Origin of the sequence: Actinoplanes sp. DH11 (genome assembly GCF_020873875.1) — a bacterium.
GTDB lineage: Bacteria > Actinomycetota > Actinomycetes > Mycobacteriales > Micromonosporaceae > Actinoplanes.
In genome coordinates, this window is record NZ_JAHWGU010000015.1 from 1 (window position 1) to 25,859 (window position 25,859).

Consider the following 25,859-nt stretch of genomic DNA (forward strand, 5'->3'; position numbering starts at 1 on the left):
CCCCCCCCCCCCCCCCCCCCACCGCCGGGGTTCAGACGCGATCGGCCTCGGCCGTCGGCCGCCAGGCCAGGGCCAGGATGACGGCCATGGCCGCGGCGGCCACCCAGAACGGGGTCAGCAGGCCCCACGCCCGGGCCAGCAGGCCGCCGAGCAGGGTGCCGATCGCGGCACCGCCGAGTTCCAGGAACGAGTAGACGCTGCCGACCCGGCCCATCAGCCGGTCCGGGACCAGCCGCTGCCGCAGCGAGGCGGTGGTGACACCCCACACGACGGTCTGCACCCCGAAGAGCACCAGCACCGCACCGGCCGCCCGGGCGGAGGTCGTCGTCGCCAGCGTCACGTGCGTGACCACCTCGATCAGCAGTCCGGTCCGGAGCACCGCGGCCGCGCCGAACCGGGCCACCGCCCGGGCGGCCACCGCGGCCCCGACGAGCCCGCCGGCGGCGAAGGTGGTGAGCAGCGCGCCGTAGCCCACGGCCGACAAGCCGAGCCGCTCCCGGGCATGGAGGACGAACACCGCGAACGCCGCGCAGAACGCGACGTTGCCGAGGCCCATGGCGGCGGCGAGCGTACGCAGCAGGCGGTGTCCCCGCAGGAAGCGCACCCCTTCGGCGATGTCCGCACGCAGCGAGCGCCGGCCCCCGGCCATCAGGCCGGGATCGGCGGGATCCGCGCCGGGAGTGGCGGTGGGGGCCGGCGTGGGCGGCAGGGACGCGATCAGGGCGGCGGCGATGACGAACGACAGGGCGTCGACGCCGAACGGCACGGCCGCCGCGATGCCGAACAGCGAGGCGCCGAGTGGTTTGGCGGCGAACTGGCCGGCGACGGTGAACGTGGCACTGAGACGGGCGTTGGCGCGGGGCAGGTCGGCCGGGGCGACGAGCCGGGGGAGCAGCGCGCCGGCGGCGGTGTCGACCAGGGTCTCGCCGGCCCCGAGCGCGAACAGCACCAGGTAGACGAGGACCACCGAGGGCCGGTCGGCGGCGACCGCGACGGTCAGGACGGTCAGGGCGGCGGCGCGGGCCAGGTTCGCCACGACGATCAGGCGGCGGCGGTCCAGCCTGTCCACGAAGGCGCCGCTGACCAGGGCGAACAGCAGCCAGGGCAGTTGCTGGGCGAGGACGCCGTCGGCGATCAGGGCCGGGTCGCGGGTGATGGAGGCGAGCAGCAGCGGGCCGGCGACCATGGTGATCCCGTCGCCCAGGTTGGAGATCGCGGAGGCGGTCCAGAGACGGTTGAAGCCCGCGCCGAGGCGCGGGTGGAGGGTACGCAAAAGGGGCTCCTCGGCAAGGAAACGGTCGTGGAGGAACCGCTTCGAGGAGCGACCGCCGTGGCGGTTGTCAGCGGACGGCGGGCTCCGGCATCGAAGCGGTGACCGTGACCGGGCGGAGGCGCATCCGCATCCCCTTTCGCAAAACGTGCGGGTGCGAAAAGCATAGGGCCCCGGGCGCGTGCCCGGGGCCCCGTGCGGATCAGGCGTTGTGGCTGTTCAGGAACTGGAGCAGGTCGTTGTTCAGCTGCTCCTTGTGGGTGTCGGTGATGCCGTGCGGCCCACCGGCGTAGACGCGCAGCTCGGCGCCCTTGATCAGCGCGGCCGACGCCTTGCCGCCGACCTCGAACGGGACGACCTGGTCGTCGTCACCGTGGATGACCAGGGTCGGCACGTCGAACTTGGCGAGGTCGCCACGGAAGTCGGTGGCCGAGAACGCGGCGATCGACTCGTACGCGTTGCGGTGTCCCGCCGCCATGCCCTGCAGCCAGAACGCGTCCCGCGGGCCCTGCGCCACCGACGCGCCGGGCCGGTTGTTGCCGAAGAACGGGCCGTCGGCGAGGTCCTTGTAGAGCTGCGAGCGGTCGGCCAGCGAACCGGCGCGCAGGCCGTCGAAGACCTCGATCGGCACGCCACCCGGGTTGTCGTCGGTGCGCAGCATCAGCGGCGGCACGGAGGAGACCAGGACGGCCTGCGCGACGCGGGCGGTGCCGTAGTTGCCGATGTAGCGGCTGACCTCGCCACCACCGGTGGAGAAGCCGATGAGCGTGACGTCCCGCAGGTCGAGGTGGTCGATGACCGCGGCCAGGTCGGCGGCGTACGTGTTCATCTCGTTGCCGTGCCACGTCTGGGTGGACCGGCCGTGCCCGCGCCGGTCGTGCGCGATGACCCGGTAGCCGTTCTCGGCCAGGAAGAGCTGCTGTGCCTCCCAGCTGTCCGAGTTCAGCGGCCAGCCGTGGCTGAGCACGACCGGACGCCCGGTGCCCCAGTCCTTGTAGAAGATCTGGGTGCCGTCGGAGGTCGTCACGAAGCTCATGGATTTCCTTCCCGCAGGCGGCGCACCTGGTCGGCGCCGCCCTTTCACATTCATCCCATCAGGTCACGGCGCCCGGAACCACGCAGGAAAATACGCAGAACTCGCGGGGACGTCAGGCGTTCAGGGCGGCCAGCTGCGTCCGGGCGATCTCGATGCCCTTGCGGTACTGTGACCCGTCCAGCAGCTCCAGCGCCCGGGTCAGGGCGTCGCGCGCCGTCTCGGTCTCGCCGAGCGCGCACCGCACCCGGCCCAGGGTGAGATGGACCTGCCCGAGGAGGCTGTTGTCGCTGCCCCGGCCGATCAGCGGCAGCGCCAGTTCCGCCTGCTGCCGGGCCTCCTCCCAGCGCCCCAGATCGGCGAGGACCTCCCCGGCGAACGTGTGCGAGCCGGCCAGGGCCAGCACCGCCGGCTGCGGGGACACCGGCCGCGTCTCGACCGCACGGCTCGTCGACGCGAACATCTCCAGGGCCTCCAGCGGGCGGCCGAGCGCGGCCAGCAGCAGGCCGAGGCCCTGGAAGTGCTGGACGTACCCGTCGTGGTCGCCGGCCGCGTCGGCCAGGGCCTGCGCCCGCCGGTACGCGTCAAGGGACTGCTCGAGCCGCCCGGCGAACCGCCAGCCCGTTCCCGCGTACGTCAGCGCCCACGCCTGTTCCTTCACGTCACCGATCTCGACGGCGAGCGCGTACGCCCGCATGGCCGTCTCGGCGCCCTCCTCGGGCCGGCGGGCGGCGTGCGTGGCGGCCCAGGAGAAGTAGTTGAGGTGGGTGACCTCCTGAAGCCGGTCGGGCAGTGCGGCCGCGGCGGCCCGGGAGAGGCCGTACACCTCGTACCAGCCGGACCAGAAGACCATCGAGTCGGAGAACCAGTGCATGGCCCCGGCGACGTCGACGACCAGCTGGTGCTGCCCGTCCGCGGCGGCGGCCCGCAACGCGCCGAGCCAGTTGTCCGCCTCCGCCTGCAACCACTCGCCGGCCTCGTCGACGGAGGCGAGCGGCACCAGGCCGTGGTAGTCGGCGGGCAGCGCACCGTACCCGGGTTCGAACCAGCGGCCGGCCACGATCGCGGTCTCCAGCAGCCACCGGTCGAGCCGCTGCCGGGTCTCGGCGCGCACGCCGGGCGGCTCCTCGTTGCGCAGCCGTTCGGCGGCGTAGAGCCGGATCAGGTCGTGGAACCGGTACCGCACCACACTCTCCGGCTCCGGCATGATCAGGCCGAGTTCGACGAGTTCCTCGAGGCCGTCCAGGGCGTCGTCCGGGCCGATACCGGCCAGCACCGCGGTGATCTCCGGGGTGAAGCAGACCCCGGGCACGTGGGCGAGGCGCCGGAACAGGGTCCGCGCCGGTTCGGACAGCTGTGCGTGGGACAGCGCGAACGCGGTCGCCACCCCGGCGTCGCCCAGCGACAGCGCGGCGAGCCGGCGGTCGGCGTCGGCGAGGCGGCCGACCAGATGGTCCACCGTCCAGGCGGGACGGGTGGCGAGCCGGGTGCCGGCGATCCGCAGGGCCAGCGGCAGATGACCGCAGAGGTCGGCGACCCGGCCGACGCCCGGTCCGTGCGCCTGCGCGGCGATCGCGCCGAGCAGCTCCGCCGACTCGTCCGGGGCGAACGGCGCGAGCGGAAGCCGCAGCACCCCCTCCAGTCCGCCGAGCACCCGCCGGCTGGTCACCACGGCCATGCCGCGGCCGTCGCCGGGCAGCAGCGGGCGCACCTGCGCCTCGTTCGCCGCGTTGTCGAGGACCAGCAGGCAGCGCCGGGTCGCCAGGACGGCCCGCAGCTGGCTGGACCGTTCCTCGTTGCTCTCGGCGATCCGCCGCGGGCTGACCTCCAGGGCACGCAGCAGCCGGACCAGGGCGTCACCGACGCTCACCGGGTCGGCGTCGGTGCCGCGCAGGTCGAGGTAGAACTGGCCGTCCGGGAACGCGGCCTGCAGCGAACCGGCCAGGCGCACGGCGAACGCGGTCTTGCCGAGCCCGGCCTGGCCGTGCACCACCACGACCGGCGCCGGGCCGCGGTCGCCGGTCTCGACCACGTGCCGGCGCACCAGCGCCAGCTCCGCGGCCCGCCCGACGAAGTCGGTCACCGCGCGGGGCAGCTCGCACAGCCGGGGGCCGTCGGCGGTGCTGCGGGTGCGCTGCTCCTGGGCCGACTCCTCCAGGTCACGCAGCTGCGCCGGGTCCAGCCCGAGGCCGGTGGCGAGCGCCGCGAGAGTCCGTGTCTGCGGCGCCCGGCTGTGCCCGCGCTCCATGTCGCTGATCGCCCGGCCGCTGACCCCGGACGCCTGCGCGAGCTGTTCGATGGTGAGGCCGGCAGCGCGGCGCAGGGCACGGAGACCGGTACCGAAGGAGGACACGTGGCCCACTCAAGCAAAGAACCGGCCGCCTCCTGTAGCCCTCGTGGGACACGTCACGACGGCGCGTGCAGGGTGATGGTCGTCCAGATTCCGACGTGCACCTGATCGCCGTCCTTCAGCGTCCGGGTCTGCCCTGCGGTGAGCGGTGCGTCCTCCTCGTTCAGGTACGTCCCGTTGGTCGAACCCAGGTCGGAGACCAGCCACTGGCCGTCGATGTTCAGGGTGAGAAGCGCGTGGTTGTGCGACACCCCGGGGTCGTCGGAGAGGTCGAGGTCGGGCTCGGTCCCCTGGGAACTGCTGCGCCGGCCGATCCGGACCTGCGGCGCCGGCAGCGTGACGTCGCGCCGCGGCGCGCCGGCCGGGAACGTGACCCCGTCCACCTCGTTGGCGTCGAAGTAGACCCGGTCGGCGAAGACCGTGGCCGTCCAGTCGCCGCGGAGCGGGCCACCACCGGGGGGACCGAGTTGCGGGACGCGGCCGGTGCTGTGGTCGTACCCGCAGTCCTCGCAGAAGCGGGCACTCGCCCCGCGCGGCGCGCCGCAGTTCGGGCACGGCGGCTCGGCGGCGGCCGGTGCGATGTCCGGCACGGTCGGCGGGGCAGTGTCGGCAGAGGCAGAGGCAGAGGCAGAGGCAGGGCCCGGGGCCGAGGCGGGGGCGAAGGCGGGGGCCGGGGCGGCGGTGACCGGGGACCCGGTGGTGGGGGCGGCACCGATCCGGGCGCCGCACGTGTCGCAGAAGTCGCCCTCCGCCGAGGAGTGGCCCTTGGGGCAGGTGTAGAGCGTCACTGCGTCCGCCCGACCCGCACCGTCTTCGTCGACCGGGTGTCCAGCGCCATCTCGTCCTCGGCGTTGACCTTGCGCCGGAGCCGGACCGTCCCGGTGACCGCGTCGTCTATCTCCACCACCTTGGCGAGCAGCTCGGAGGTGGCCGTGTTGCCGCCGGCGTGCGCGAGCTGCGCCGCCCGGCCGAACTTCAGCGTGGCCGTGTGGTCGTCGCCGGCCTCGCGGGCGGCCAGCCCGTCCTGGATGGCCGAGGCCAGCTCGGCCTGCCCGGTGTAGTGCGCGACCTGCCGGTTGATCCGGGTGGAGAGCGCGGTGTCGTCGGTCCACACGGCACGGACCAGCGACTGCGCGTGCACGGTGTCGCCCTCGACCACGGAGACCCGGGCGGCCAGCATCTCGTCGCCCGCCGCGCCCGGGGTCACGTCGATGCAGACGTGGTAGTCGCGGCTCTCCCGGCCCCACGAGCCGAGCGGGTAACGGCCGGCCCGCGTACCGTCCGCCACACGCTTGCCGGTCAGGTCCACCACCTGCGGCTCGACCTGCTTGACGAACCGTACCGTGGTGTTGACCGGCGTCCAGACCTTGAGCTGCACGTCCGCGCTGGTCTTGCCCATCGCGGTGGTCATCATCTGCTGGAACGCCGCGGTCAGGTCGACCGGGCGGGCCACGATGTCCACGGTGCCCAGCATCGCCGAGGCGATCTTCCGCAGCTCGGAGACCTTCCAGTTCGTGCCGACACCCCGGCAGTCGCAGCTGAACCGCCCGGCGATCGACTCCAGCACGCTCTCCAGGTATCCGTGCCGCTCGCCGTTGTCGCCGTCGGTGAGCAGGATGGCATGCGCGATGTCGCCGGGCCGCTGCGCGAACAGCTGGGCCGCGAGCAGCAGCCAGGCGCCCATCGCGGTGCCGCCGCTGGCCTGCAGGCGGTCGATCGAGCGCGCCGCGGCGGCCCGCGTCTCCGGCGACGCGACGGCGAGCCCGCCCGGCTCCGGGTAGAGCTGCTGCGCGGTGCTGACGCCCGCGATGATCGCGAAGTGGACGCCGTCGTCGATGCACTCCACGGCCGCCTTGGCGGCCTGGCGTGCGGCGCCGATCCGGCCCTCGGCCTGCATCGATCCGGACGCGTCCACGATCACGATCTCGGTGGCGCCGGTGGTGCGGACGCCGCCCGCGGCGCCGGACGACGTGACCGTGACGATCGCGTTGACCTCGCTCGCGCCCAGGGCGAGGAACTCGTTCTGGAACGCCTCAGCGGTGTACGACAACGGGAACTCCTCAGTTCTCTTCGACGGCAGCTGTCGGGTCGGCGGCGGGGCCGGCGTGCACGGGGACCAGCGCGACAGTGATGTTGTCGGCGCCACCGGCCGCGTTGGCGAACTTGACGAGCGCCCGCGCCGCGCCGAGCAGCCCGGAGGTGCTCTCCAGACAGTCGCGCACGGTCGCCGCGAACGCCGCCGGGTCGGGCAGGTAGTTCCACAGCCCGTCGCTGCAGAGCACCAGCAGCCCGTCGTCGGTCGCGGTGAACGCGCCGACCCGCGGCACGACCTGCCCGGCGTCCGCGCCCAGCCAGGCGGTGATGGCGTGCGCCCGCGGATCGTCCATCGCCTCGATCGGGTCGGCGCCCAGCGCGATCATGTGGGTGGCCCACGAGTCGTCCTCGGTGAGCTGCTCGGCGGGCCCGTCCGCACCGAGCCAGTAGATCCGGCTGTCGCCCACCCAGCCGAAGCCCACGTGCGGGCCGCGGACCGCCGCGGCCACGATGGTGCAGGCCGGGTTGGACGCGGCGCGGCGCGGGTCGCCGGTGTGCGCGAGCGAGACGACCGCCTCCGCGGCGCCGGCGATGGCGGCGGCGACGACACCGGCGACGGCGACGGCGGGTTCCTCGGCGGGCGTGGCAGGGGATTCACCGGCGGGCGCGGCAGGGGATTCGGCGGCGGCTTGCGCTTCGGGTACGCGTACGCCAGGGTCCCGCCCTTCCCCGGTCTCGCCCGTCCCGCCCGCAACGGCATCGCTGAGACCGCCGCCCCGGCCGCGCCCCAGGTCCAGCTCCACCGTGGCGCTCAGGTCGGCGGTCACCCCGGTGTCCGTCCCGCCGGCCGGGTCCGCCGCGTCCGGGTGCTGCGCCGCCGACAGCAGTTCACCGGCCGTGCGCGCCGCGATGTCCGAGGCCGCGTCCGGGTCGTAGGACGCCGACACCCCGTCGCAGACCACCACGTCCGCGGCCGCCTCACCGACGGCCAGCCACATGGCGTCCTCGTTCCGGTGGTGCCGCCGCCCGCGGTCACTCACCGCGGCGGCGACCGCGCCACCGTCCGCCTCGATGTGATCCCGGGGCCGACCGGCCAGCATCCCGCACTCCTCGCAGTAGCCGTCGGCGCCGACCGACGAGCCCGCCCCGCAGTGCGGACAGGCCCGCCGACGCCCGGACACCCAGCCTGCCGTCCGCCCCCGCCTCACCGGAAGTGGCCGAACCCTCAATTCCCGCCGGTTCCGGCCCGCCGGCCGCGTCGCCCGCACCGGCTCCGCCGGCCGCCGGGGATCCGGCGTCCGCCGCCGGCCCGGCCAGGTCCCGCCCGCACTCCTCGCAGAACGCCGCCCCCGCAGCCCGCTCGTCCGCGCACGCCGTGCAATCCACCACGATCATCGGGGCCGTTCCCGCCTCTCTCACGTCCGCGTCCGGGGCCGGGCGGCGTTCGCCCGGTCGACCAGGCGGATCTTCTCCGGCCCGTGCGCCGCCCGGGCCATCTCCCGGTACGCCGACTCCAGCGCGAACCGTACGTCCCGTTCCCCGGCCGGTGCGCTCCCGGTCCGCCCCAGCACCGCGGCCGGCACCGCGACACCGCGGGTGAGCGCGCTCAGCGCCTGCTCCAGCAACTCCGCCCGGAGCGCCGCGAGCTGGGCCGCCTCCACCGTGAGCCGGTCGAGCAACTGGGCGGCCGCGGTCAGGGCGGTCACGTCGACGGTGGCCGCCGGGTGCGCCCCGACCAGTGCCCGGATCGCGCCGACCTGGCTGCCGGAGTAGGCCGACGACGTCCCCGGAACCCGGTTGTAGGCCTCCACCGCACCGGCCCGGTCACCGGCGGCGAGGCGGCAGCGGGCCAGGCCGGCGGCGGCCGTCGTGTAGGCCGGGTCGGTGCGGCTCACCACGTCGTAGTAGGTGCCGGCGGTGTCCCGGTCGCCGGCCAGTTCGGCGGTGAAGCCCAGCGCGAGCTGCGGGGCGAGCTCGCCGGGCAGCGCCGACCAGACCGCGTCGAACCGGGCCCGGGCCTGCGCGTGGTCGCCGGTGGCCAGGGCGAGCAGGCCGTCGTACCAGGCGACCCGCCAGTCGCCACCGGCGGATTCGGCGAGCAGCGCCCGGAACGTGGTGGCCTCGTCGAACCGGCCGGTCCGGGCGCCCAGGTCGATGTGCGCCCGCAGTTCGCGGAGCCGGACCTCGAGGGTGTACTGCGGCGCCTTGCCGAGCAGGACCAGCACCTCGGCGGGGTCGGTGACGGTCACCGAGGCCAGGAACGCGGCCGCCGGGTCGGTCAGGTCGATCAGCGGGGTGGGCAGGTCCTGCCAGCGCACGCCGTCGGACTGCGGGTCGGTGCGAATCTCGCCGGTGAACAGCCGGGACGGCGCCGGCCGGGGCTCGCCGTCGGCGGCGAGCACCTGGCGCAGCACCCCGAGCATCTGCTCGGTCATCTCGCCGGCGTCCTCGAACCGGTCGGCCGGGTCGGTGCTGGTGGCCCGGCCGAGCAGCCGGTAGAACGACTCGTGCCGGACGTAGACGTCGAACGACTCGCGGTCCGGCAGGCTCTCCTTGAACGTGCTCTGGTAACCGCGGAAGTCGGTGGTGAGCACGGCCAGGGTCCGGCCGATGGTGTAGAGGTCGGAGGCGATCGACGGCCCGGCCGTGGCCATCTCGGGCGCCTGATAGCCAGAAGTGCCGTAGATCGCCGCTTCCTGGTCGTCGACGTGCACCACGCCGCCCAGGTCGATGAGGCGCATCTGGTCGCCGGACTGGATGACGTTGTCCGGCTTGAAGTCGCAGAAGATCAGGCCGCGGTCGTGCAGGTAGCCGAACGCCGGCATGATCTCCAGGACGTAGGCGAGTGCCTGGTGCACGGGCAGCGGCGCGGCGGCCGCCTTGAGTAGGTCCTTGAGGGACTTGCCGCCGACGTACTCCATGACGATGTAGCCGGCGCCCTCGTGCTCCACGAAGTTGTAGATCTTGACGATGTTCGGGTGCTCGACCTCGGCCAGGAACCGCCGCTCGGCCACCGCTGCGGCGAGCGCGTCCTCGTCGCCGGAGTTGAGCAGACCCTTGAGCACCACCCAGCGGTCCGACACGTTCTTGTCGACGGCCAGGTAGATCCAGCCGAGGCCGCCGTGCGCGAGCGGGCCGGCCACCTCGTACTGCCCGGCCACCAGGTCGCCCTTGGCCAGTTTCGGTGTGAAGTTGAACGGCTCGCCGCAGGTCGCGCAGAACCCCGACGTGCGACCGGGCCGGTCGCCCCGGCTGCGGCCGACCGGGTTGCCGCACTTCGCGCAGTACCGCCGGGACTCCGGGACCTCGGCGACCGTCATCACGGCGGTCGACGGGTCGGCCTGCACGATCGGCGTGATCTCGACCAGCCCGCCACCGAAGCGGCGCCGCGACTGCCCGCGCGAGCCACCGGTCCGGGTGCTGCGCCCGCTGCGCGTCGACAGTGCCGCCGAGCGCGCCGACGCCGAGCCGTTGACCCGGGGCCGCGGCGTCGTCGGCGCCGACAGCGCGGCCTGCAGCAGCACGGACGGTGACGCCTGCCCCGGCCCCGGTGCGGTGGCCGGTGCGGTGGCCGGCCGGCCGGCGGGCACGGCGGCCGACGGTGACGGCGCCATGCCGCAGGTGTCGCAGTACCCGTCCTCGATGGTGCCCGGACAGTTCCGCAAGCAGGTGGTCACCGGGCATCCCTCGCAGCGATGGTGGTGGACAGGGCGTCCTGGTAGGCGCCGAGCGCGACCCGGGCGGCGTCCAGGTCACAGGGCGCGTCGTGCAGCGCGGCCCGCGCGGCGTCGGCCAGCGGGGTGAGCACCGGGTCCTCGCCGAGGCCGCGGCGCAGCGCCTTCGCCCGGTAGGCGTCGAAACGCCCGCGCAGCTCGTTGCGCTCGGCCAGCAGCCCCGTGTTGTGTGCGGCCGAGGCCCGCAGCGCGGCCAGCCGCTCGGCCGCCTGCCGGTTCCACCGGGCGAGCCGCGGGGCGATCAGCGCCCACTGGCCGGCCGTGGCGAGCGCCTCGATCGCCGCGAGGTCGGTGAGCGGGTCGGAGCCTCGTACGCCCGCGATCCGCTGCTCGGGAAACCGCCCGGCCGCGGCCTGCCGCGCCGCCTCGGCCGCCCGCCTGGCCGTGCCGATCTCCGCCGCCGTCGCCCGCGCGTCCCGCAACCGCTGCTCCAGCCAGGCGCGCAGCTCCGAGGCGGACGTGCGCTCGGCGTCGGCCCGGCCGATCAGGTCGCGGACCCGGGTGAGCACCGCGGGGTCGGCGGCGAGCGGGTCGCCGGCGAGCGTGGCGGTGAACCCGCCGAGCAGCCGGTCCGCCTCGTCCAGCAGCGGGCTGTCGCCCAGCGCGCGGGCGTGCGACAGGGCGGCCGCGGCGTCGGCGGCGCCCGGCAGCAGCCGCTGCCACCGGTCACCGGCCCGGGTCACCACGTCGACCGCCGTGGTGAACGCCGCCTCCATCGCGGCCAGCAGATCGGCGGGGGAGCAGACCGTGCTCACCTGCCCGGCGCCGAGCAGGCCGCGCTGCGCCAGCGGAACCGTGCTGGTGGACAGCGTGATCGAGCCACCGAGCACCTGCCGGGTGAACGCCTCGGCGTCGATCCGCCGCTGCCCGCGGACCGCCCGGGCCTGGGCGATCAGCTCACTCAGCTGCCGATGACCCTGCCAGAGCCGGGCGAGCGCGTCCTCGGCGTCGGCCCAGGCGCGCGCGGTCTCCCCGGTCAGCCGGGTGGCACCGAGCTCCTTGCGGTGCGGGTTCTCGTCGAGTTCCACCAGGTTGGCCGCCATCGCGGTCACCGCGTTCTCCAGGCGGGCCAGCTCGGCGTCGGCGCGGTGCAGGACAGCATCGGTCATCGGTATCGCGCCGCCGGTGGGCGCGGCGCCGGGCCGAGCGCGCTCAGCCAGCGGTCGTACGTGGACCGCCAGGTGCCGTCGGCCCGGCTGCGTTCGAGGACGGCGTTGACGAACCGGGTCAGGTCGGGGTGCTCCTTCGAGATCGCGATGCCGTAGGGCTCCTCGGTGAAGCGCGGGCCGACCACCTTGGCGAACGGGTCCTGCGCGGCGAGCCCGGCGAGGATGGTGTCGTCGGTGGAGACGGCCGCGACCTCGTTCTGCTGGAAGGCGACCAGGCACTCGCCCCAGCCGCCCTTCGCCACCGGCACCGGGTCCGCCGGGGCCTTGTCGATGTTGACCAGGGAAGTCGAGCCGGCGGCGGCGCACACACCCTGCCCGCCCAGGTCGTCCAGCCCGTCGACGGTGGAGTCCTTGCCGACCAGCAGCCGCTGACCCGTCTCCAGGTAGACCGTGGAGAAGTCGACCTCCTGCCAGCGGGCGCAGTTCGCGGTCATCGTGTTGATCACCAGGTCGACGTCGTTGCCGGGCTGTCCGAAGACCTTGGTGCGGTCCTCGTGCGGGATCACCTTGATCCGCAGCTTGTCCGGGTCGCCGAAGATGGCCTGCGCGATCAGCCGGCCCATGTCGATGTCGAAGCCCTCGACCCGGCCGGTGAACGCGTTGCGCGAGCTGAACAGCAGACTGTCCTGACTGGTGCCGAGCACCAGCCGCCCGTTCTTCTGGATCTGCGCCATCCGGCTGCCCGCCGGCATCCGGCCCGGCGCGGGCAGGGCGCCCTGCGGCCGGAAACTGGCGCGCGGGTCACAGCTGGGCGTGGCCGCCGCCGGGCCGCTCACCGCCGGTGCCGGCGCGATCGGCGGGGCGGGCGGCGCGGGGTCCGGGCCCGTGCAACCGGCGACGGCCACGAGACCGGCCAGGGCGAGCAGGGCAGGGGTACGCAGCAGACGGCCACCCATCAGCGGAACTCCTCCAGCCGGGCGCGCAACCCGATCGCGGCCAGCACACAGATCGCCAGCGCCAGCAGCGGCCCGAGCACGGTGAGCACACTCAGCCCGCGCCCGGCCCGGTCGATCTCCTCGTCGAAGACGGCTCGCCGGTCCGCCAGGGCAGCGTCGAGCGCGCTCGTCAGCCCCTCGAACGCCTCGGTCGCCTCCGGGCCGACCGCGAGTTTCACCGCACCGTCGTAGTCACCGCCGTCGTCCAGCTTGCGCACCTCGCGGTGGATGTCGACATAGGTAGCATGCCGGGCACCGGCCTGCGACATCAGCGACGCCACGTCGTCGAACTCGCGGCCGGTGAAATCGAGCTGTTCGGCCGCCCGGTCGAAGGCCTTCTCGTGCGGGCCGCTGCCGGCCCGGGCGGCGAGGGTGAGCGCCTCCGACGCGCGCTCGCGCAGGGCCAGGATCCGCCGCTCGGCGAGCGCGATCACCGGTGTCGAGCCGTCCTCGCCGGCACTGTCCAGATGGTCGCGCTGCAGGGTGAACAGGACGCCGGTCGCGACGACCAGCAGCGCGGTGAGCCCGGTGGCGGCCAGCAGCGGCATGTTGAACGTGCGGCGGGTGGCCCCGCTCAGATAGACCTGGGTGCCGATCAGCGCGATGGTCAGGACGACGACCAGGACCAGGAGCAGGATCAGCCACCAGGAGCTGCGGGCCGTCTCGTAACCGGCGTCGACCTCGCGGGCGGCGAACTGGAAGAGCGACTGGGCCTGCGGCTGAAGCGTCCCCTGGTTGAGCTCCGAGGCGGTGGCCAGGTAGGACGCGCCGACCGGCAGGCCCTGCCGGTTGCCGGCGCGGGCGGTGGCGACGAGAGCGGTGTACCGCAGGGTGCCGGCGGCGAGGGCGTGCACCGACTCCTGTGCGGCGCTGCCCTCCGGGGTGCGCCGGGCCGCCGAGGTGAGCGCGGTGGTGGCCCGGGCCAGGGCGTCCTCGTAACGGCGGGTCAGATCGACCGGCTCCAGACCGCCGGCGAGGAACGCCTGCGCGGCCACCGTGTCGGCCTCGGCGAGCGCCGAGTAGATCGTCTCCGACTCGGTGAGCAGCGGCTGCGCGCGCCCGCCCAGGTCAGCGGTGCCGGACGCGGCCGACGTGGCGGTGAGCCCGGCGACCAGCCCGGTGAGCAGGCCGAGCGTGAGCAGGATGGCGAGCAGCAGCTGCAACCGGCCGGGTGAGCTGTGCCGCAGCTGACCGACCCGGCGCACCACGCCCCGGCCGCCGGCGGCCGGTCGTCGCGTCAGACCTGTGGTCAACGTCCGCCTCCGTGTGGCCGTCCCCGTCGTCACCCCTCCACTGTGCGGTATGCGCGCAACCGATCACTCCGGGCGCACGGCGATCGTCCGCCGCCGGCGCCCGGAGGACACGATTACTTCAGCTCGCGCTTGAGGAGCTTGCCGGTGGCGGTCATCGGCAGCGACTCGACGATGCTGACGACGCGCGGGTACTTGTAGCTCGCCATCTGCTCCTTGCCCCAGGCGACGAGCTCCTCCTCGGTCGCCGTGGCGCCGGGCTTGAGGATCACGAACGCCTTGACCTCCTCGCCGTGGCTGGGGTGTGGCACGCCGATCACCGCGGCCAGCGAGACCGCCTCGTGGGTGATCAGGACCTCCTCGATCTCCCGCGGGTACACGTTGAAGCCACCGCGGATGATCATGTCCTTGGCGCGGTCCACGATGTAGTAGAAGCCGTCGGCGTCCCGGCGGGCCAGGTCACCGGTCCGGAACCAGCCGTCCCGCATGACCTCGGCCGTCGCCTCCGGCCGGTTGTAGTAGCCCCGCATGATGTTGTGGCCGCGCACCGCGATCTCACCGATCTCGTCGGCGCCGTCGACCGTCTTCCACTCCGGGTCGATCAGCTTCACCTCGACACCCCAGATCGGGATGCCGATCGAACCCGGCCGGGGCTCGCCGCCCGGGTCGCTGAACGTGGCGACCGGCGAGGTCTCGGAAAGCCCGTAGCCCTCCAGGATGGTGACGCCGAACCGCTCCTTGACCGCCCTGATGATCTCCACGGGAAGGCTGGACCCGCCCGAGACGGCGACCCGCATGTTGCGGGCGATGCGGTCCACGTCGACGCCCTCACCGAGCGCGTTGAGCAGCCCCCAATACATCGTCGGGACGCCCGCGAAGAACGTGACGTCCTCGCTCTGCAGCAGCTGCACCGCGGCGGCCGCGTCGAACCGGGGCAGCAGCACCAGGGTCGCGGCGGTGGCGAAGCCGGCGTTCATGTTGACGGTCGAGCCGAACGAGTGGAACAGCGGCAGCACCAGCAGGTGGGTGTCGGTGGCCGGCTGGGTGCCGAAGAGGCGGTTGCAGGTGAGCGCGTTGAGCACCAGGTTGGAGTGCGACAGCTCAGCGCCCTTGGCCTGGCCCGTGGTGCCGCTGGTGTAGAGGATGACAGCGGGATCGGTCTCGGCGCGCTGCACGGTCTCGAAGACCGGCGGCTGCCCGGCGAGCGCCTGCCCGAGCGTCTCGGCGCCCTCGACCGTCGACGCGGCCGCCGGGTCGGCGGTGATCAGGAAGAACTGCTCGCACTCCGGCGCCTCGCCGAAGCCGGCCCAGCCCTCGGCGCCCATCGGCAGCTCCGGGGTGCCCTGGAAGCAGAAATAGGCCTTCGCGTCGGAGTCCTTCAGGTGGTACGCGATCTCGCGGCCCTTGAGCAGCACGTTCAGCGGGACGACGACCGCGCCGGCCTTGAGGATGCCGTAGTAGACGATCGGGAAGTACGGCAGATTGGGGCACGTGAGCGCCACCTTGTCGCCGGGCCGGATCCCGCGTGCCACCAGCAGGGCGGCGACCTGATTGGCCGCGGCATTGACCTGCGCGTACGACAGTCGCTGCGGGCCCAGGACCACGGCAGCGCGGTCCGGGTGCTGGCGGGCGCTGTCCTCCAGCAGAACGGAGAGGTTGAGCATCCGGTGGTTCCTTTGCGCTTGATGTGACGGCGGTCTCATACCAGCACGAGGGTGGCGCCGGAGGGAACAGCCGTTTCGGCTTTGTTTCCTGTGAGCTTCCTTCGACCGGTTCCTCAACTGTGGCCCCGGGCTGCCGATGGCCTCGACGTGGGAATCCCGACGTTGGACGCCGTGCACGTGGGCCGTCAGCCGATCTTCGACGCGAACGGCGTGCTGGTCGCTTACGAGCTTCTTTTCCGCGGCCGCATGGACGCTGTCGCGTCGGGCCGCCAGGACACCTATGCCACGAGTACGGTGATGGTGAACGCGTTCACCGAGTTCGGCATCGCCGAGGTCGCCGGCAACCGGCCGTGCTTCATCAACCTGACCCGCGAGTTCGTGACCGGGCGGCTGCCGCTGCCGTTCGGCCCCGAGCAGGTGGTTCTGGAGATCCTCGAGACCGTCGAGATCGACGACGAGGTGATCGCCGGGATCACCGCGCTGGCCGAGGCCGGCTACCGGATCGCGCTCGACGACTTCGTCTGGGGTTCCGGTCACGAGCGGCTGTTCGGGCTGGCCTCCTACGTCAAGCTCGACCTGCTCGACGGCGACCTGAGCCAGCTCGACACGATCGTCGCCGAGATCCGCCGGCACCCCGGCCTGAAGATCGTCGCCGAGCGGCTGGAGACCGCCGAGCAACTGGCCATCGCCGACCACTACGGCATGGAACTGCGCCAGGGGTACGCCCTGAGCCGTCCCCAGGTCCTCAGCACCCCCAGCCTCTCACCGTCCCGGATGCGCCGCCTCGAACTGGTCGCCGCCCTGATGCACCCCGACGCCCGGCTCGACAAAATCACCGCGATCATCGCGAGCGACCCGGCCCTGGCCATGCGGGTGCTGCGGGTCAGCAACTCGGTGGCCGCCGGCGTGGTCAGCCGGATCTCCTCGGTCCGCCAGGCGATCATGATGATCGGCCTCACCCACATCCGCCGCTGGGCCACCCTGATGGTGGTCGACGACGTCGGCGAGGCCCCGGAGGAGCAGCTCCTGACCACGCTCACCCAGGCCCGGCTCTGCGAGACCCTGGCACCCCGCTTCCGCGCCGACCCGGGCGCCGCGTTCGTGGCCGGCCTGGTCAGCGGGATGGCCGAACTGATGTCGATGACCCCGGCCGCGATGGTCGAGCAACTGCCCCTGACGGCAGACGTGTCGGACGCCCTGACCACCGGCGCCGGCCGGCTCGGCGAGGTGCTGCGGGCGGTCCGCGCCTACGGCGACGGCGAAGTGGTCCAGGGCGACCTGGCCGGCCCCTACCTCGACGCGATGCGCTGGTCGACGCGCACCCTCTCCGCCGCGCAGCGCTTCACCCCGGTGGGCGCGCCGAAGTAACCCACGCACCCGCCCCTGCCCGCTCGCCGCCCCTCCCCTCGCCGCCCCTGCCTCTCGCCGTGCCGCGCCTCTTCGCCGCCCCTGCCCCTTCCCCGTACCGGGCCTCTTGCTGTGCCGGGCCTCTTGCTGTGCCGGGCCTCTTGCTGTGCCGGGCCTCTTGCTGTGCCGGGCCTCTTGCTGTGCCGGGCCTTTTGCCGTGCCGGGCCTTTTGCCGTGCCGGGCCTCTTGCTGTGCCGGGCCTTTTGCCGTGCCGCGGCTTTCGCCGGCCTCCGGTCGGGCCCTTACCGGCGTCTGGCCCGCCGTTCCCGGCCGCCGCCCCTGTTTCGGCCGATGACGCCGGACTCGCCGTCCCTGCCGAGATGTTGATCTGCTAGCGATGCGAAATCGCTGTGATCATGGGGTTGAAACCGCGATTTCGCATCGCTAGCAGATCAACTCCGCCCTGCGGAGGTCCGCACAAGCAGGCGTCGCACCGGAATCGCCTACCAGGCCAACCGGCCGCACCCGAACCCCGACCAGCGCCACCCGGCAGAGCAGCCCGCGCTCGCTATCCGACAAAACGGTGGGGATATCCGAGAGCGCAGTCCACCCACGCCCTGGACCGCTGTCAGCCTGCGCCCCTGCCTGCGTCCCGCACCCCGCCTGCCTGCGTCCCGCACCCCTGCCGCCCTACGCGCCCCGGCCGCCCTCCGTATTGCGCCACCGATCACCCTGCCCGGAGTACTTGCGCCCCCGCCCGGAGTGACCGTGCGCTCCGCCTGGAGTCCTGTGCGCCCACCGTCCGGAGTGACCGTGCGCTCCGCCTGGAGTCCTGTGCGCCCACCGTCCGGAGTGACCGTGCGCTCCGCCTGGAGTACCTGCTCGTCAACCTGGACCTGCCGCCGGACGATGACGACCACCGCCGGGTCAGGGCGGTGCCGGCCTACCTGCGCGGCTGATCGGCCGGCGACTGCCACGACGATCCGCGGCTGATCAGCCGGCGACCGCCACGACGATCGAGGCCAGCAGGCCGGAGGCGAGGTGGTAACGGTCCCGGGGTACTACTTGCAGCGTGCCGACGGCGTGCTCGCCGCCGGTGTCGGCGGTGGTGCGGGGGGTGCGGATCGCGCGGTACGGCGCCAGCTGCGCCACCTCCGCGGTCAGCGCCTCCGGGAACCGCAGGTGGCCGGTGTGCGCCACCGACCGGCCGCCGGCCAGGTAGCCACCGACGTGCACCTCGGCGACGATCTGCACCGGTTCGCCGTCGTGCCAGCCGGGGTGGACGGTGCGGAACTCGGCGTACCCCTGCTGGTCGGCCATCTGTGCCCCGCGCACCTCCGTTCCCGGGCCGGTCCGCCCGAGCGCGTCGCGGTGCCGGATGTCGATCACCGCGCCGGTCACGGGCGCGCCGGTGCCGGCGTCGAGGACCCGGATCCGGAGCATGAGCGGTACGCCGGGGTGGTCACCGGCGATGTCCCGGCGGACCAGTTCCAGGGGCAGGTGGTGGGTGCGCTCCTCGACTCCCGGGCGCAGCAGCAGGACACTCTTGCCGAGCCCGGCGACGGCCGTCCCGGTGGCCGCCGCGACCGGACGGGCACCGCGCGGCACCAGCGACGGCCGCGCCGTCGCGGGAAGGCCCGCCGCCGCGCCTGCGGTTCGCGCCGCTGACGCAGCGGCTGATCCCGACGGGTGCGCTGCCGACCCGGTTGCCCACCCTGCTGACCCGGCCGTCCGGGCCGTCGCAGGGCCCGCCATCCAGGCCGTCGCGGGGACGGCGTGGTCGGTCCCGCCGATGCCCGGCATCGCGGACGCCTGGTCCGTGGAGACCCGCCGCCCGGGAGCGGCCCGCCGCGGGACTGCCAGGGCTGGGCCTGCGGTCACCGCCACGTCGTCGGATGACCCCAATCGGTCACCAGCGGGCGTCGCTTGTCGCGGCGTATCGCGGTCACCGGACATCACCGACCGCGCGTCGTCGCTGTCCGGTCGCGGAGCCGGTGGCTCAACCCAGATGTCCGGTCGCGGAGCCGGTGGCTCAACCCAGATGTCCGGTCGCGGAGCCGGTGGCTCAACCCAGATGTCCGGTCGCTGGGCCGGTGGCTCGACGCGGCTGTCCGGGCGCGAGGCGGGTGGCTCGACCCGGATGTCCGGTCGCTGGGCCGAGGGCTCGACCCGGCTGTCCGGGCGCGAGGCGGGTGGCTCGACGCGGGCGTCCGGGTGCGGGGCCGGGGGCTCGCCCCGTTCGGGTGGTGTCCCGGCCCGGCGTGCGCCCGGCAACCCTGTCACGGCTTCTGTCCGGCTGATGACCGGCGGATTTCCGGTCTCGTCGCTGCGCATTCGATCACTTCCCCCGCTGTCGATCACAGGACCGTAGTTGATCTTTGCAGGAGGAATTACAGAAGAAAGCCGTTTTGAGATATTTGTTCTCTTGTGTTCCGCCTCTCCTCGGCCGTGCCTCACCGGGCCGATTTGGGCGGTTGTCCGCTGGGTGACAGGCGGGCGGTCACGAAAGTGCCGAATTCGCGGCCCGCAGATGCTCCAGGACCAGGGGGTCGATCGAGCCCGCCACCACGCGCATCTCGAGGTTCTCGACTCCCGCCCAGGACGCCAGATCCTTGTCCAGGTCGTCGCCGGCGAAGCCGGCCGCCGCCAGGCGGGACCGCACCTCCTCGGCGAGCGGCCCGTCCAACGGGAGCAGCGACGCCGGGTCCGGTGACTCGAAGTAGAGACTGTGCATCTCCAGCAGCCGGCCCAGTTCGCCCACCGGGTCGGCGTGGTCGTCGACGCGCAGGTCGACCCAGACGTCGCTGGTGCCCCCGTACCCCCGTCCCGCGGAGACCACCAGGAGCGCCGCGCTCTGCCGCCCACGCCGGTCGCCGCCGGCCAGATCGCCGGCGCGCAGCGCGGCGAGCAGCCGGTAGGGCAGGTCGGACGCGTCGTCCAGCCAGGCCCGCTCCATCGACGCCACCACCGACGGACCGGCGAGCATGTTGCCTTGCGCGGCATATCCGTCACCGGCCACACCGCCGGCCCAGTCGTGGCAGTCCGGGCCGGTGTACGTCGCACCCGGCCCGGACATCCCGACGATCCCCGCCTGCCGGTGCGTGACCGGGCCGCCGTCCGCGGCGATCAGGCCCGCCAGGGCCAGCGTCGCCGGCACCCCGGTGCCGAGCAGGGCCAGGGCCTGCGGACGGTACGCCAGGTTCGCGTAGGACTGGGTCGCGACCGCGCCCACATCCGCCTGAGCTGCCGGAACTGCCGCTCCGACGCCGAGGAACTTGCTGGCCACGGCCACGCCGACGGCCGCGCCGTCAGCGGACCGGCCCACGATCGAGAAGGTCATGGGCGAACGGTATACGGCCGGATGTGCTCGGAGTGAGTTTGCGCGGGGCCGGGGCCGGGTTCAAGACTGCGGGGGTGAGCTTCCGGCCGCGCCGGTTCCTCGGAACGGCGCGACCGGTCCCGGACCGCTCTTGGCCGGAGTGCGGTCCACGGCCTCCGGACGCTTTCCGCCCGATGCGTCCGGCGGCCGGTGCGGCGCCGCGGGCGGGAACGGTCGTTGCCGCGACCCCGCCCGTGGCGCCGCTCTGCCAACGGCGCCGGAACCAGGCCGCCGCTCTGCCAACGCCGGCGGAATCAGGCGGCGGAATCAGGCGGCGAGAAACAAGAGGCCGCGATCTTCGGTACGGCGTGCTCAGCGACCGAGCGACCGATAGCGGTGCACGGCCAGCGGGGCGAAGATCGCGATCAGTGCGACCGGCCACGCCACCGCCAGCAGCAGCGCGTTCTCGGCCGGCCAGGAGTCCGAACCCAGCCCCGGGTTGCCGAACAGCTCCCGGATCGCGGTGGTGGTCGCCGAGATCGGGTTCCACTCCGAGATCGCGCCCAGCCACTCCGGCATCAGCTGCGGCGCCACGAAGATGTTCGACAGCGCGCTCAGCGGGAAGGCCAGCGGGAACACGATCACCGAAACCGTGTCCGGGTTCGGCGTCAGCATGCCGAAGACCATTCCGACCCAGCTCAGCGCGAGCCGCAGCAACAGCAGCAGACCCACCGCGAGCAGCGCGTTCCCGATGCCGCGATGCCAGTCCCAGCCGACCAGCAGCCCGCACACCACGAGCACCGTGACCTCGAGCATGGCCCGGACCTGGTCGGCAAGCGCACGACCCGTCATCAGCGCCGACCGCGCCATCGGCATTGATCGGAAACGGTCGACGACGCCGCGGCCGGTGTCGGTGGCGATGCCCGTGGCGGTGGCGCCGATCCCGTACAGCATGGTCATCACGAAGACGCCGGGCAGCAGGAACTCGCGGTACCCGCCGCCGCCCGGCACCTGCATGCCGCTGCCGAACACGTACCCGAACACCAGCACGAACATGATCGGCAGGCTGAAGTAGATGATGATCTCTTCCGGCGCGCGGACCACGTGCCGCAGGTACCGCCCGGTCATCACCAGCCCGTCCGCGACGGCGCGGCCCCGGTGGGTGGTCACCGCGGGCGATGCGGGGGTACGGGCTCCGTCCGGCACGGCATCGCGCACCACAGTCGTCGGTCCGGTCATCGGTTCGCTCCCGTCAGCTCCAGGAAGACCTCGTCCAGGGTGGGCCGGTGCACGCCGACGTCGCTCACCGTGATGCCGGCGTCCTGCAACGCGCGTACCGTCCCCACCAGCGCACCCACCCCGTCGGTGACCGGCATCCGCAGCCGGCGCCCGTCGGGGTCGGTGTCCGGCGCCGCACCGGTGAGCCCGGCCACGACGGCGGCCGCGTCGGCCAGCCGCCCGCCGTCCTCGACCACGATCTCCAGCCGGTCCGCGCCGATCGTGGCCTTCAGCTCCCGGGGCGTGCCCTCGGCCACCACCCGGCCCGCGTCCACCACCGCGACGCGGGCGGCGAGCTGGTCGGCCTCCTCCAGGTACTGCGTGGTCAGCAGCACCGTGGTGCCGTCCGCGACGAGCGAGCGCAGCGCCTCCCACACCTGGTTGCGGCTGCGCGGGTCGAGGCCGGTCGTCGGCTCGTCGAGGAAGAGCACCGACGGGCGGCGGATCATGCTGGCCGCCAGGTCGAGGCGGCGGCGCATCCCTCCGGAGTACTCGGCCGCCGACCTGCCCGCCGCGTCCGTCAGGGCGAACTGTTCCAGCAACTCGTCCGCCCGCCGCCGCGCGTCCCGGGCGGCGAGGTGCTGCAACCGGCCGAACAGGACCAGGTTCTGCCGGCCGCTGAGGACCTCGTCCACCGCCGCGTACTGCCCGGTCAGCGCGATCCGGTCACGCACCAGCTCGGGTTGGCTGCGGACGTCCGCGCCGGCCACCTCCGCCCGGCCGGCGTCGAACCGCAGCAGTGTGGCGAACACCCGTACCGCCGTGGTCTTGCCCGCCCCGTTCGGCCCCAGCAGCCCGTAGATCCCGCCGGCGGGTGCGTGCAGGTCGAACCCGTCCAGGGCGGTCGCGCCCCCTCGGTAGCGTTTCAGCAGCCCCTCGGCCACCACCGCGTATGTCGTCATGGTCGTAGCGTGGCGACACGCGCTGACCGCCCACGCACCGTCCGCTGACCGCCCGCGCACCGCGGGCGGGATCAGGCGGTGACGGACCGGAGAAGGGCGAAGGATTGCTCGGTGGACAGGGCGGCGCCCCGGGCCAGGGCCTCGTCGAACGCCTGCTGCCCGATCCCGGCGACCACGCCGGCCGCCACCTGCCCGGCCAAAGTGCCGGTCACCGGGTCACCGCGCAGGCCCAGGGCGAGCACCGTGCCGAGCAGTGTCGCGGCGCGGGCCGGGTCCCCGGCGGCCAGGACCAGCCGGGCCAGGCGGTCGACGGCCTCGGCCATCACCTGGAAGCCGAGCAGACCGGAACGGACGGCGAAGACCGAACGGTAGTGCCCGGCGGCCCCCGCTGGATCGCCGCGTTGCTCGGCTATCCGGCCCAGCACGACCAGGATGGACATCCGGGTGCCGTCGGCGCCGTACCACCCGGCCGGGCACGCGGCCAGCGCGGCCTCGCACCGGCGCTGCGCCTGGTCGAGGGCGCCCCGGTGCAGCAGGACCGTGCCGGCGCCGAGCATGGCGGCGGCCACCAGTTCCAGGGCGCCGCACTCCCGGGCCAGGTCGGCGGACCGGGCGAAGTCGGCGGCCGCGCCGTCCAGGTCGCCCGCGCTCAGCCGGCCCTCGCCGCGGCCGCGGAGCAGGTCGGCGACATCGACCGAGGAACCGAGCTCGGTGGCCAGGCGCAGCGCCTCGTCGGTGGGTGCGATAGCGGCGGCCGGGTCGCCGCGCCACACGGCCAGTTCGGCGAGGCCGGAGAGGGCGAGCATGGTGCCCCAGCGTTCGCCGATGGTCCGGAAACCGGCAAGCGCCGCGGCGAAGTCACCGGCGGCGGCGTCCGGCCCGGCGCCGGCGAAAAGCAGCATCCAGCCGCCGCCGATGCCGCCGAGGGCGTCACTCCACTCGTCGCCCTCGGCGGCCAGGCGGGCGCGCAGGTCCCGGTTCAGGGTGACCACGTCGCCGGGCGGGAAGTCGGGCGGGCCGACGGCCATCGCCGACAGGTAGAGCAGGAACGGCTGGCGCGGCGCCCCCTGCAACGTCATCAGGTAGCTGTCCCAGGGCGCGGCGGGACGGGCGCCGCCGATGGCCGCGTTGAGGACGCTCAGCGCGTACTCCTCGGTCAGGCCCGGCGGTGGCTCCGGGCCGGTCTCGGCCAGCACCCGCTCGGCGAGCATGGTGGCCTCGGACCGCAGCCCGCGCAGCCACCAGTAGAACGAGAGCGCCGAGACCAGGCGCAACCCGGCGTCCGGACCGCCGCGGCGCAGGGCGGCATGCAGGTTGTCGCGGTCGGCGTCGAGCCGGTCCAGCCAGGTGAGCTGGTCGGCGGTCCGCAGCCAGGGGTCGGCGGTGGTGGCGAGACCGAGGAAGTACGCGGCGTGCGCCTGCCACATCCGCTCCTGCTCACCGGACTCGGCCAGGCGCTCCGCGCAGAACGCCCGGATCGTCGCCAGCATCCGGTACCGGTCGCCGTCCCGCTCGATCAGCGACTTGCCGACCAGCCCGGTGAGCAGGTCCAGGACGTCGGAACCGGCGATCGCGGTGTCGCTGCCGCAGACCGCCTCCACGGCGGCCAGGCCGGCACCGCCGGCGAACACCGTGAACCGCCGGGCCAGCACCCGCTCCGCCGGGGTGAGCAGGTCCCAGCTCCAGGCCACGACGGCGTGCAGCGTGCGGTGCCGGGACGAGGCGGTACGGCTGCCCCGCGACAACAACCGGAAACGGTCGTCGAGCCGGGCCGCCACCTCGGCGACCGGCAGCGCGTGCAGCCGGGCCGCCGCGAGTTCCACGGCCAGCGGCTGCCCGTCCAGCATCCGGCAGATCCGCCGCACCGCCGCCGCGTTCGCGCCGGTCACCGTGAAGCCGGGCACGACGTCGGCGGCCCGGTCGGCGAAAAGCCGCACCGCCGGGTAGTCACCGAGTCCGGCGTCGTCCGGCTGCTGCCCGGCCGGGGGAACGGTGAGCCCGCCGACCGGGTGCAGCACCTCGCCGGTGATCCCGAGCGGTTCCCGGCTGGTGGCGAGCACGCGCAACCCGGGCGCCGCCGCCAGCAGCCGCCCGGTCAGGGTCGCCGCCGCGTCGACGACGTGTTCGCAGTTGTCCAGCACCAGCAGCAGCGCCCGGCCGGCCAGGGCGGCGACCAGGCGGTCGGTGGCGGCCGGGGCTTCCGCTTTCTTGGGGGTACGGTCGTTGAGGCGCGCGTCCCGGAGCCCCAGCACCTCGAGCACGGCGCGAGGCACGTCGTCCCCGGTCGCGGCGGCGAGCTCCACGAAGTAGCAGTCACCGTCGAACCGCCCGGCCACCTCGGCCGCGAGCCGCGTCTTGCCGGCTCCGCCCGGCCCGTGCAACGTGACCAGGCGTGCCGTCCGCAGCGCTGCGGTGACCCGCGCCAGATCGGTGTCCCGCCCGACGAAACTGGTGAACGCCACCGGCACCCCGCGCCGCACCACGTCCCGCGCGGTCCGGCGTCCGCCCTCGTCCGCGAGCCGGCCCAGCCCTCCAGCACCCTCGACCGTGGCCGGAGGGCCGACCGCATCCGGGGCCCCAGCCGCATTCGGGGGACCGGCCCCATCCGCACGATCGGCCGCTCCCGCACGATCGGCCGCTCCCGCACGATCGGCCGCTCCCGCACGATCGGCCGCATCCGTACGACCGACCGGATCCGTGCGGCGAGCTGTATCCGGGCGGGCGGGCGGGACCGGGCGGCCGGGCATCGTTCCGCGCAGAATCGCGGTGTGCAGGCCGGCCAGTTCCGGTGACGGGTCGGCCCCGAATTCCGCAGCCAGGACGCGACGCGTCTGCTCGTACACCATGAGGGCCTCGGCGGGTCGCCCCGCTGCCGCCAGGGCGCGCATGAGCAGAGCCCGCGGCCGTTCCCGGAGCGGATGCGCCGCGACAAGCGCACGCAGCTCGGAAATCGCGTCACCGCCGAGCGGCCCGCCGAGCGGCCCGCCGAGAGAGTCGCCGAGAGACTCGTCGGACGAGCCGCCGATCGAGCCGCTGGCCGACGGCCTTCCGGGCCCGGAGCCCGGTGTCACCTGTGCCTCGGCCTCGAACAGGTCCTCCGTAGCCGTCAGGCGCAGCTCGGTGAGGCGCTCCACGTGGGCGGCCGCGAACGGCGCGTCCCGGACGTCAGCGAGTGCCTCGCCCCGCCACAGGCCGAGCGCCTCCCGCAGGAGCGACGCGGCGCGTGCCGGATCGGCCGCGGTGAGGGCGCGGCGGCCGGCGGTGGACAGGGCGGTGAAGCGGTGGACGTCGACGTGGCCGGGGGAGACGGCCAGGCGGTAACCGGCCGGTTCGCGGTCGACGGGCAGGGACTGGCGCAGCCGGGACACCTGGGACTGCAGGGCGTTGGCCGCGCCGGCGGGTGGCCGGGTGCCGTAGAGGCCGTCGATCAGCCGGTCGATGCCGACCGGGCGGCCCGCGTCCAGCAGCAGCATCGCCAGCAACGCGCGCAGCCTCGGCCCGCCTGCGAATACGGTGCTCCCGCCGGGGAGCTCCGCCCGCAGAGGACCGAGGATGCCGAATCGCATGCCGACGA

16 protein-coding genes and 1 pseudogene are annotated in these 25,859 nt (G+C 73.9%); 1 reads left to right on the top strand and 16 read right to left on the bottom strand.

Going from position 1 to position 25,859, the window contains the following annotated elements:
- Positions 1–31: 31 nt before the first annotated feature.
- The 11 genes and pseudogenes from LPA41_RS21980 to LPA41_RS22030 all read right to left on the bottom strand — a co-directional run bounded on the left by LPA41_RS21980 (position 32) and on the right by LPA41_RS22030 (position 15,439).
- The gene (locus LPA41_RS21980) at positions 32–1,273 is read right to left on the bottom strand and encodes an MFS transporter (RefSeq protein WP_255690102.1); all 1,242 of its coding nucleotides are present in this window, start codon (positions 1,271–1,273) and stop codon (positions 32–34) included.
- 199 nt (positions 1,274–1,472) lie between these two features.
- Positions 1,473–2,321 (bottom strand): annotated as a pseudogene (locus tag LPA41_RS21985) (alpha/beta fold hydrolase); the annotation flags it as partial.
- Between the two features lie 97 nt (positions 2,322–2,418).
- Positions 2,419–4,656, bottom strand: coding sequence for a tetratricopeptide repeat protein (locus LPA41_RS43030; RefSeq protein WP_229072555.1), 2,238 nt, complete (start codon positions 4,654–4,656; stop codon positions 2,419–2,421).
- Positions 4,657–4,709: 53 nt separating this feature from the next.
- Complete coding sequence (locus LPA41_RS43035; protein WP_229072556.1) at positions 4,710–5,441, bottom strand: FHA domain-containing protein; 732 nt, start codon at positions 5,439–5,441, stop codon at positions 4,710–4,712.
- Positions 5,438–6,703 (bottom strand): VWA domain-containing protein, encoded by a 1,266-nt coding sequence (locus tag LPA41_RS22000; protein ID WP_229072557.1) that lies wholly within the window; start codon positions 6,701–6,703, stop codon positions 5,438–5,440. Before LPA41_RS22000 ends, LPA41_RS43035 begins: the two co-directional genes overlap by 4 nt.
- A 10-nt stretch (positions 6,704–6,713) precedes the next feature.
- Positions 6,714–7,787 (bottom strand): PP2C family serine/threonine-protein phosphatase, encoded by a 1,074-nt coding sequence (locus LPA41_RS22005; protein ID WP_229072558.1) that lies wholly within the window; start codon positions 7,785–7,787, stop codon positions 6,714–6,716.
- 315 nt (positions 7,788–8,102) lie between these two features.
- Positions 8,103–10,364: a serine/threonine-protein kinase gene (locus tag LPA41_RS22010; RefSeq protein WP_229072559.1), complete on the bottom strand. Its 2,262-nt coding sequence runs from the start codon at positions 10,362–10,364 to the stop codon at positions 8,103–8,105.
- Positions 10,361–11,530: a hypothetical protein gene (locus LPA41_RS22015; protein ID WP_229072560.1), complete on the bottom strand. Its 1,170-nt coding sequence runs from the start codon at positions 11,528–11,530 to the stop codon at positions 10,361–10,363. The genes LPA41_RS22010 and LPA41_RS22015 overlap by 4 nt, the downstream gene beginning before the upstream one ends.
- A complete protein-coding gene (locus LPA41_RS22020) occupies positions 11,527–12,486 on the bottom strand; it encodes a glutamate ABC transporter substrate-binding protein (RefSeq protein WP_229072561.1) in 960 nt (319 codons plus the stop codon). The genes LPA41_RS22015 and LPA41_RS22020 overlap by 4 nt, the downstream gene beginning before the upstream one ends.
- Complete coding sequence (locus LPA41_RS22025) at positions 12,486–13,778, bottom strand: hypothetical protein (protein ID WP_229072562.1); 1,293 nt, start codon at positions 13,776–13,778, stop codon at positions 12,486–12,488. The genes LPA41_RS22020 and LPA41_RS22025 overlap by 1 nt, the downstream gene beginning before the upstream one ends.
- A gap of 113 nt (positions 13,779–13,891) precedes the next feature.
- Positions 13,892–15,439 (bottom strand): long-chain fatty acid--CoA ligase, encoded by a 1,548-nt coding sequence (locus LPA41_RS22030; RefSeq protein ID WP_229072563.1) that lies wholly within the window; start codon positions 15,437–15,439, stop codon positions 13,892–13,894.
- Between the two features lie 147 nt (positions 15,440–15,586).
- On the opposite strand from LPA41_RS22030, the gene LPA41_RS22035 reads away from it, so the two are divergent.
- Entirely contained in the window at positions 15,587–16,807 is a 1,221-nt protein-coding gene (locus LPA41_RS22035) for an EAL and HDOD domain-containing protein (RefSeq protein WP_229072564.1), read from the top strand.
- Between the two features lie 972 nt (positions 16,808–17,779).
- Here LPA41_RS22035 and LPA41_RS22040 read toward each other — a convergent pair.
- The 5 genes from LPA41_RS22040 to LPA41_RS22060 form a co-directional block, all read right to left on the bottom strand.
- Entirely contained in the window at positions 17,780–18,394 is a 615-nt protein-coding gene (locus tag LPA41_RS22040) for a hypothetical protein (RefSeq protein ID WP_229072565.1), read from the bottom strand.
- A gap of 892 nt (positions 18,395–19,286) precedes the next feature.
- Positions 19,287–20,126, bottom strand: coding sequence for a DUF1028 domain-containing protein (locus LPA41_RS22045; protein ID WP_229072566.1), 840 nt, complete (start codon positions 20,124–20,126; stop codon positions 19,287–19,289).
- A gap of 351 nt (positions 20,127–20,477) precedes the next feature.
- Complete coding sequence (locus LPA41_RS22050; protein ID WP_229072799.1) at positions 20,478–21,233, bottom strand: ABC transporter permease; 756 nt, start codon at positions 21,231–21,233, stop codon at positions 20,478–20,480.
- Between the two features lie 107 nt (positions 21,234–21,340).
- Positions 21,341–22,285 (bottom strand): ATP-binding cassette domain-containing protein, encoded by a 945-nt coding sequence (locus LPA41_RS22055; protein ID WP_229072568.1) that lies wholly within the window; start codon positions 22,283–22,285, stop codon positions 21,341–21,343.
- 71 nt (positions 22,286–22,356) lie between these two features.
- A complete protein-coding gene (locus tag LPA41_RS22060; protein ID WP_229072569.1) occupies positions 22,357–25,851 on the bottom strand; it encodes a BTAD domain-containing putative transcriptional regulator in 3,495 nt (1,164 codons plus the stop codon).
- Between the last annotated feature and the right edge of the window lie 8 nt (positions 25,852–25,859).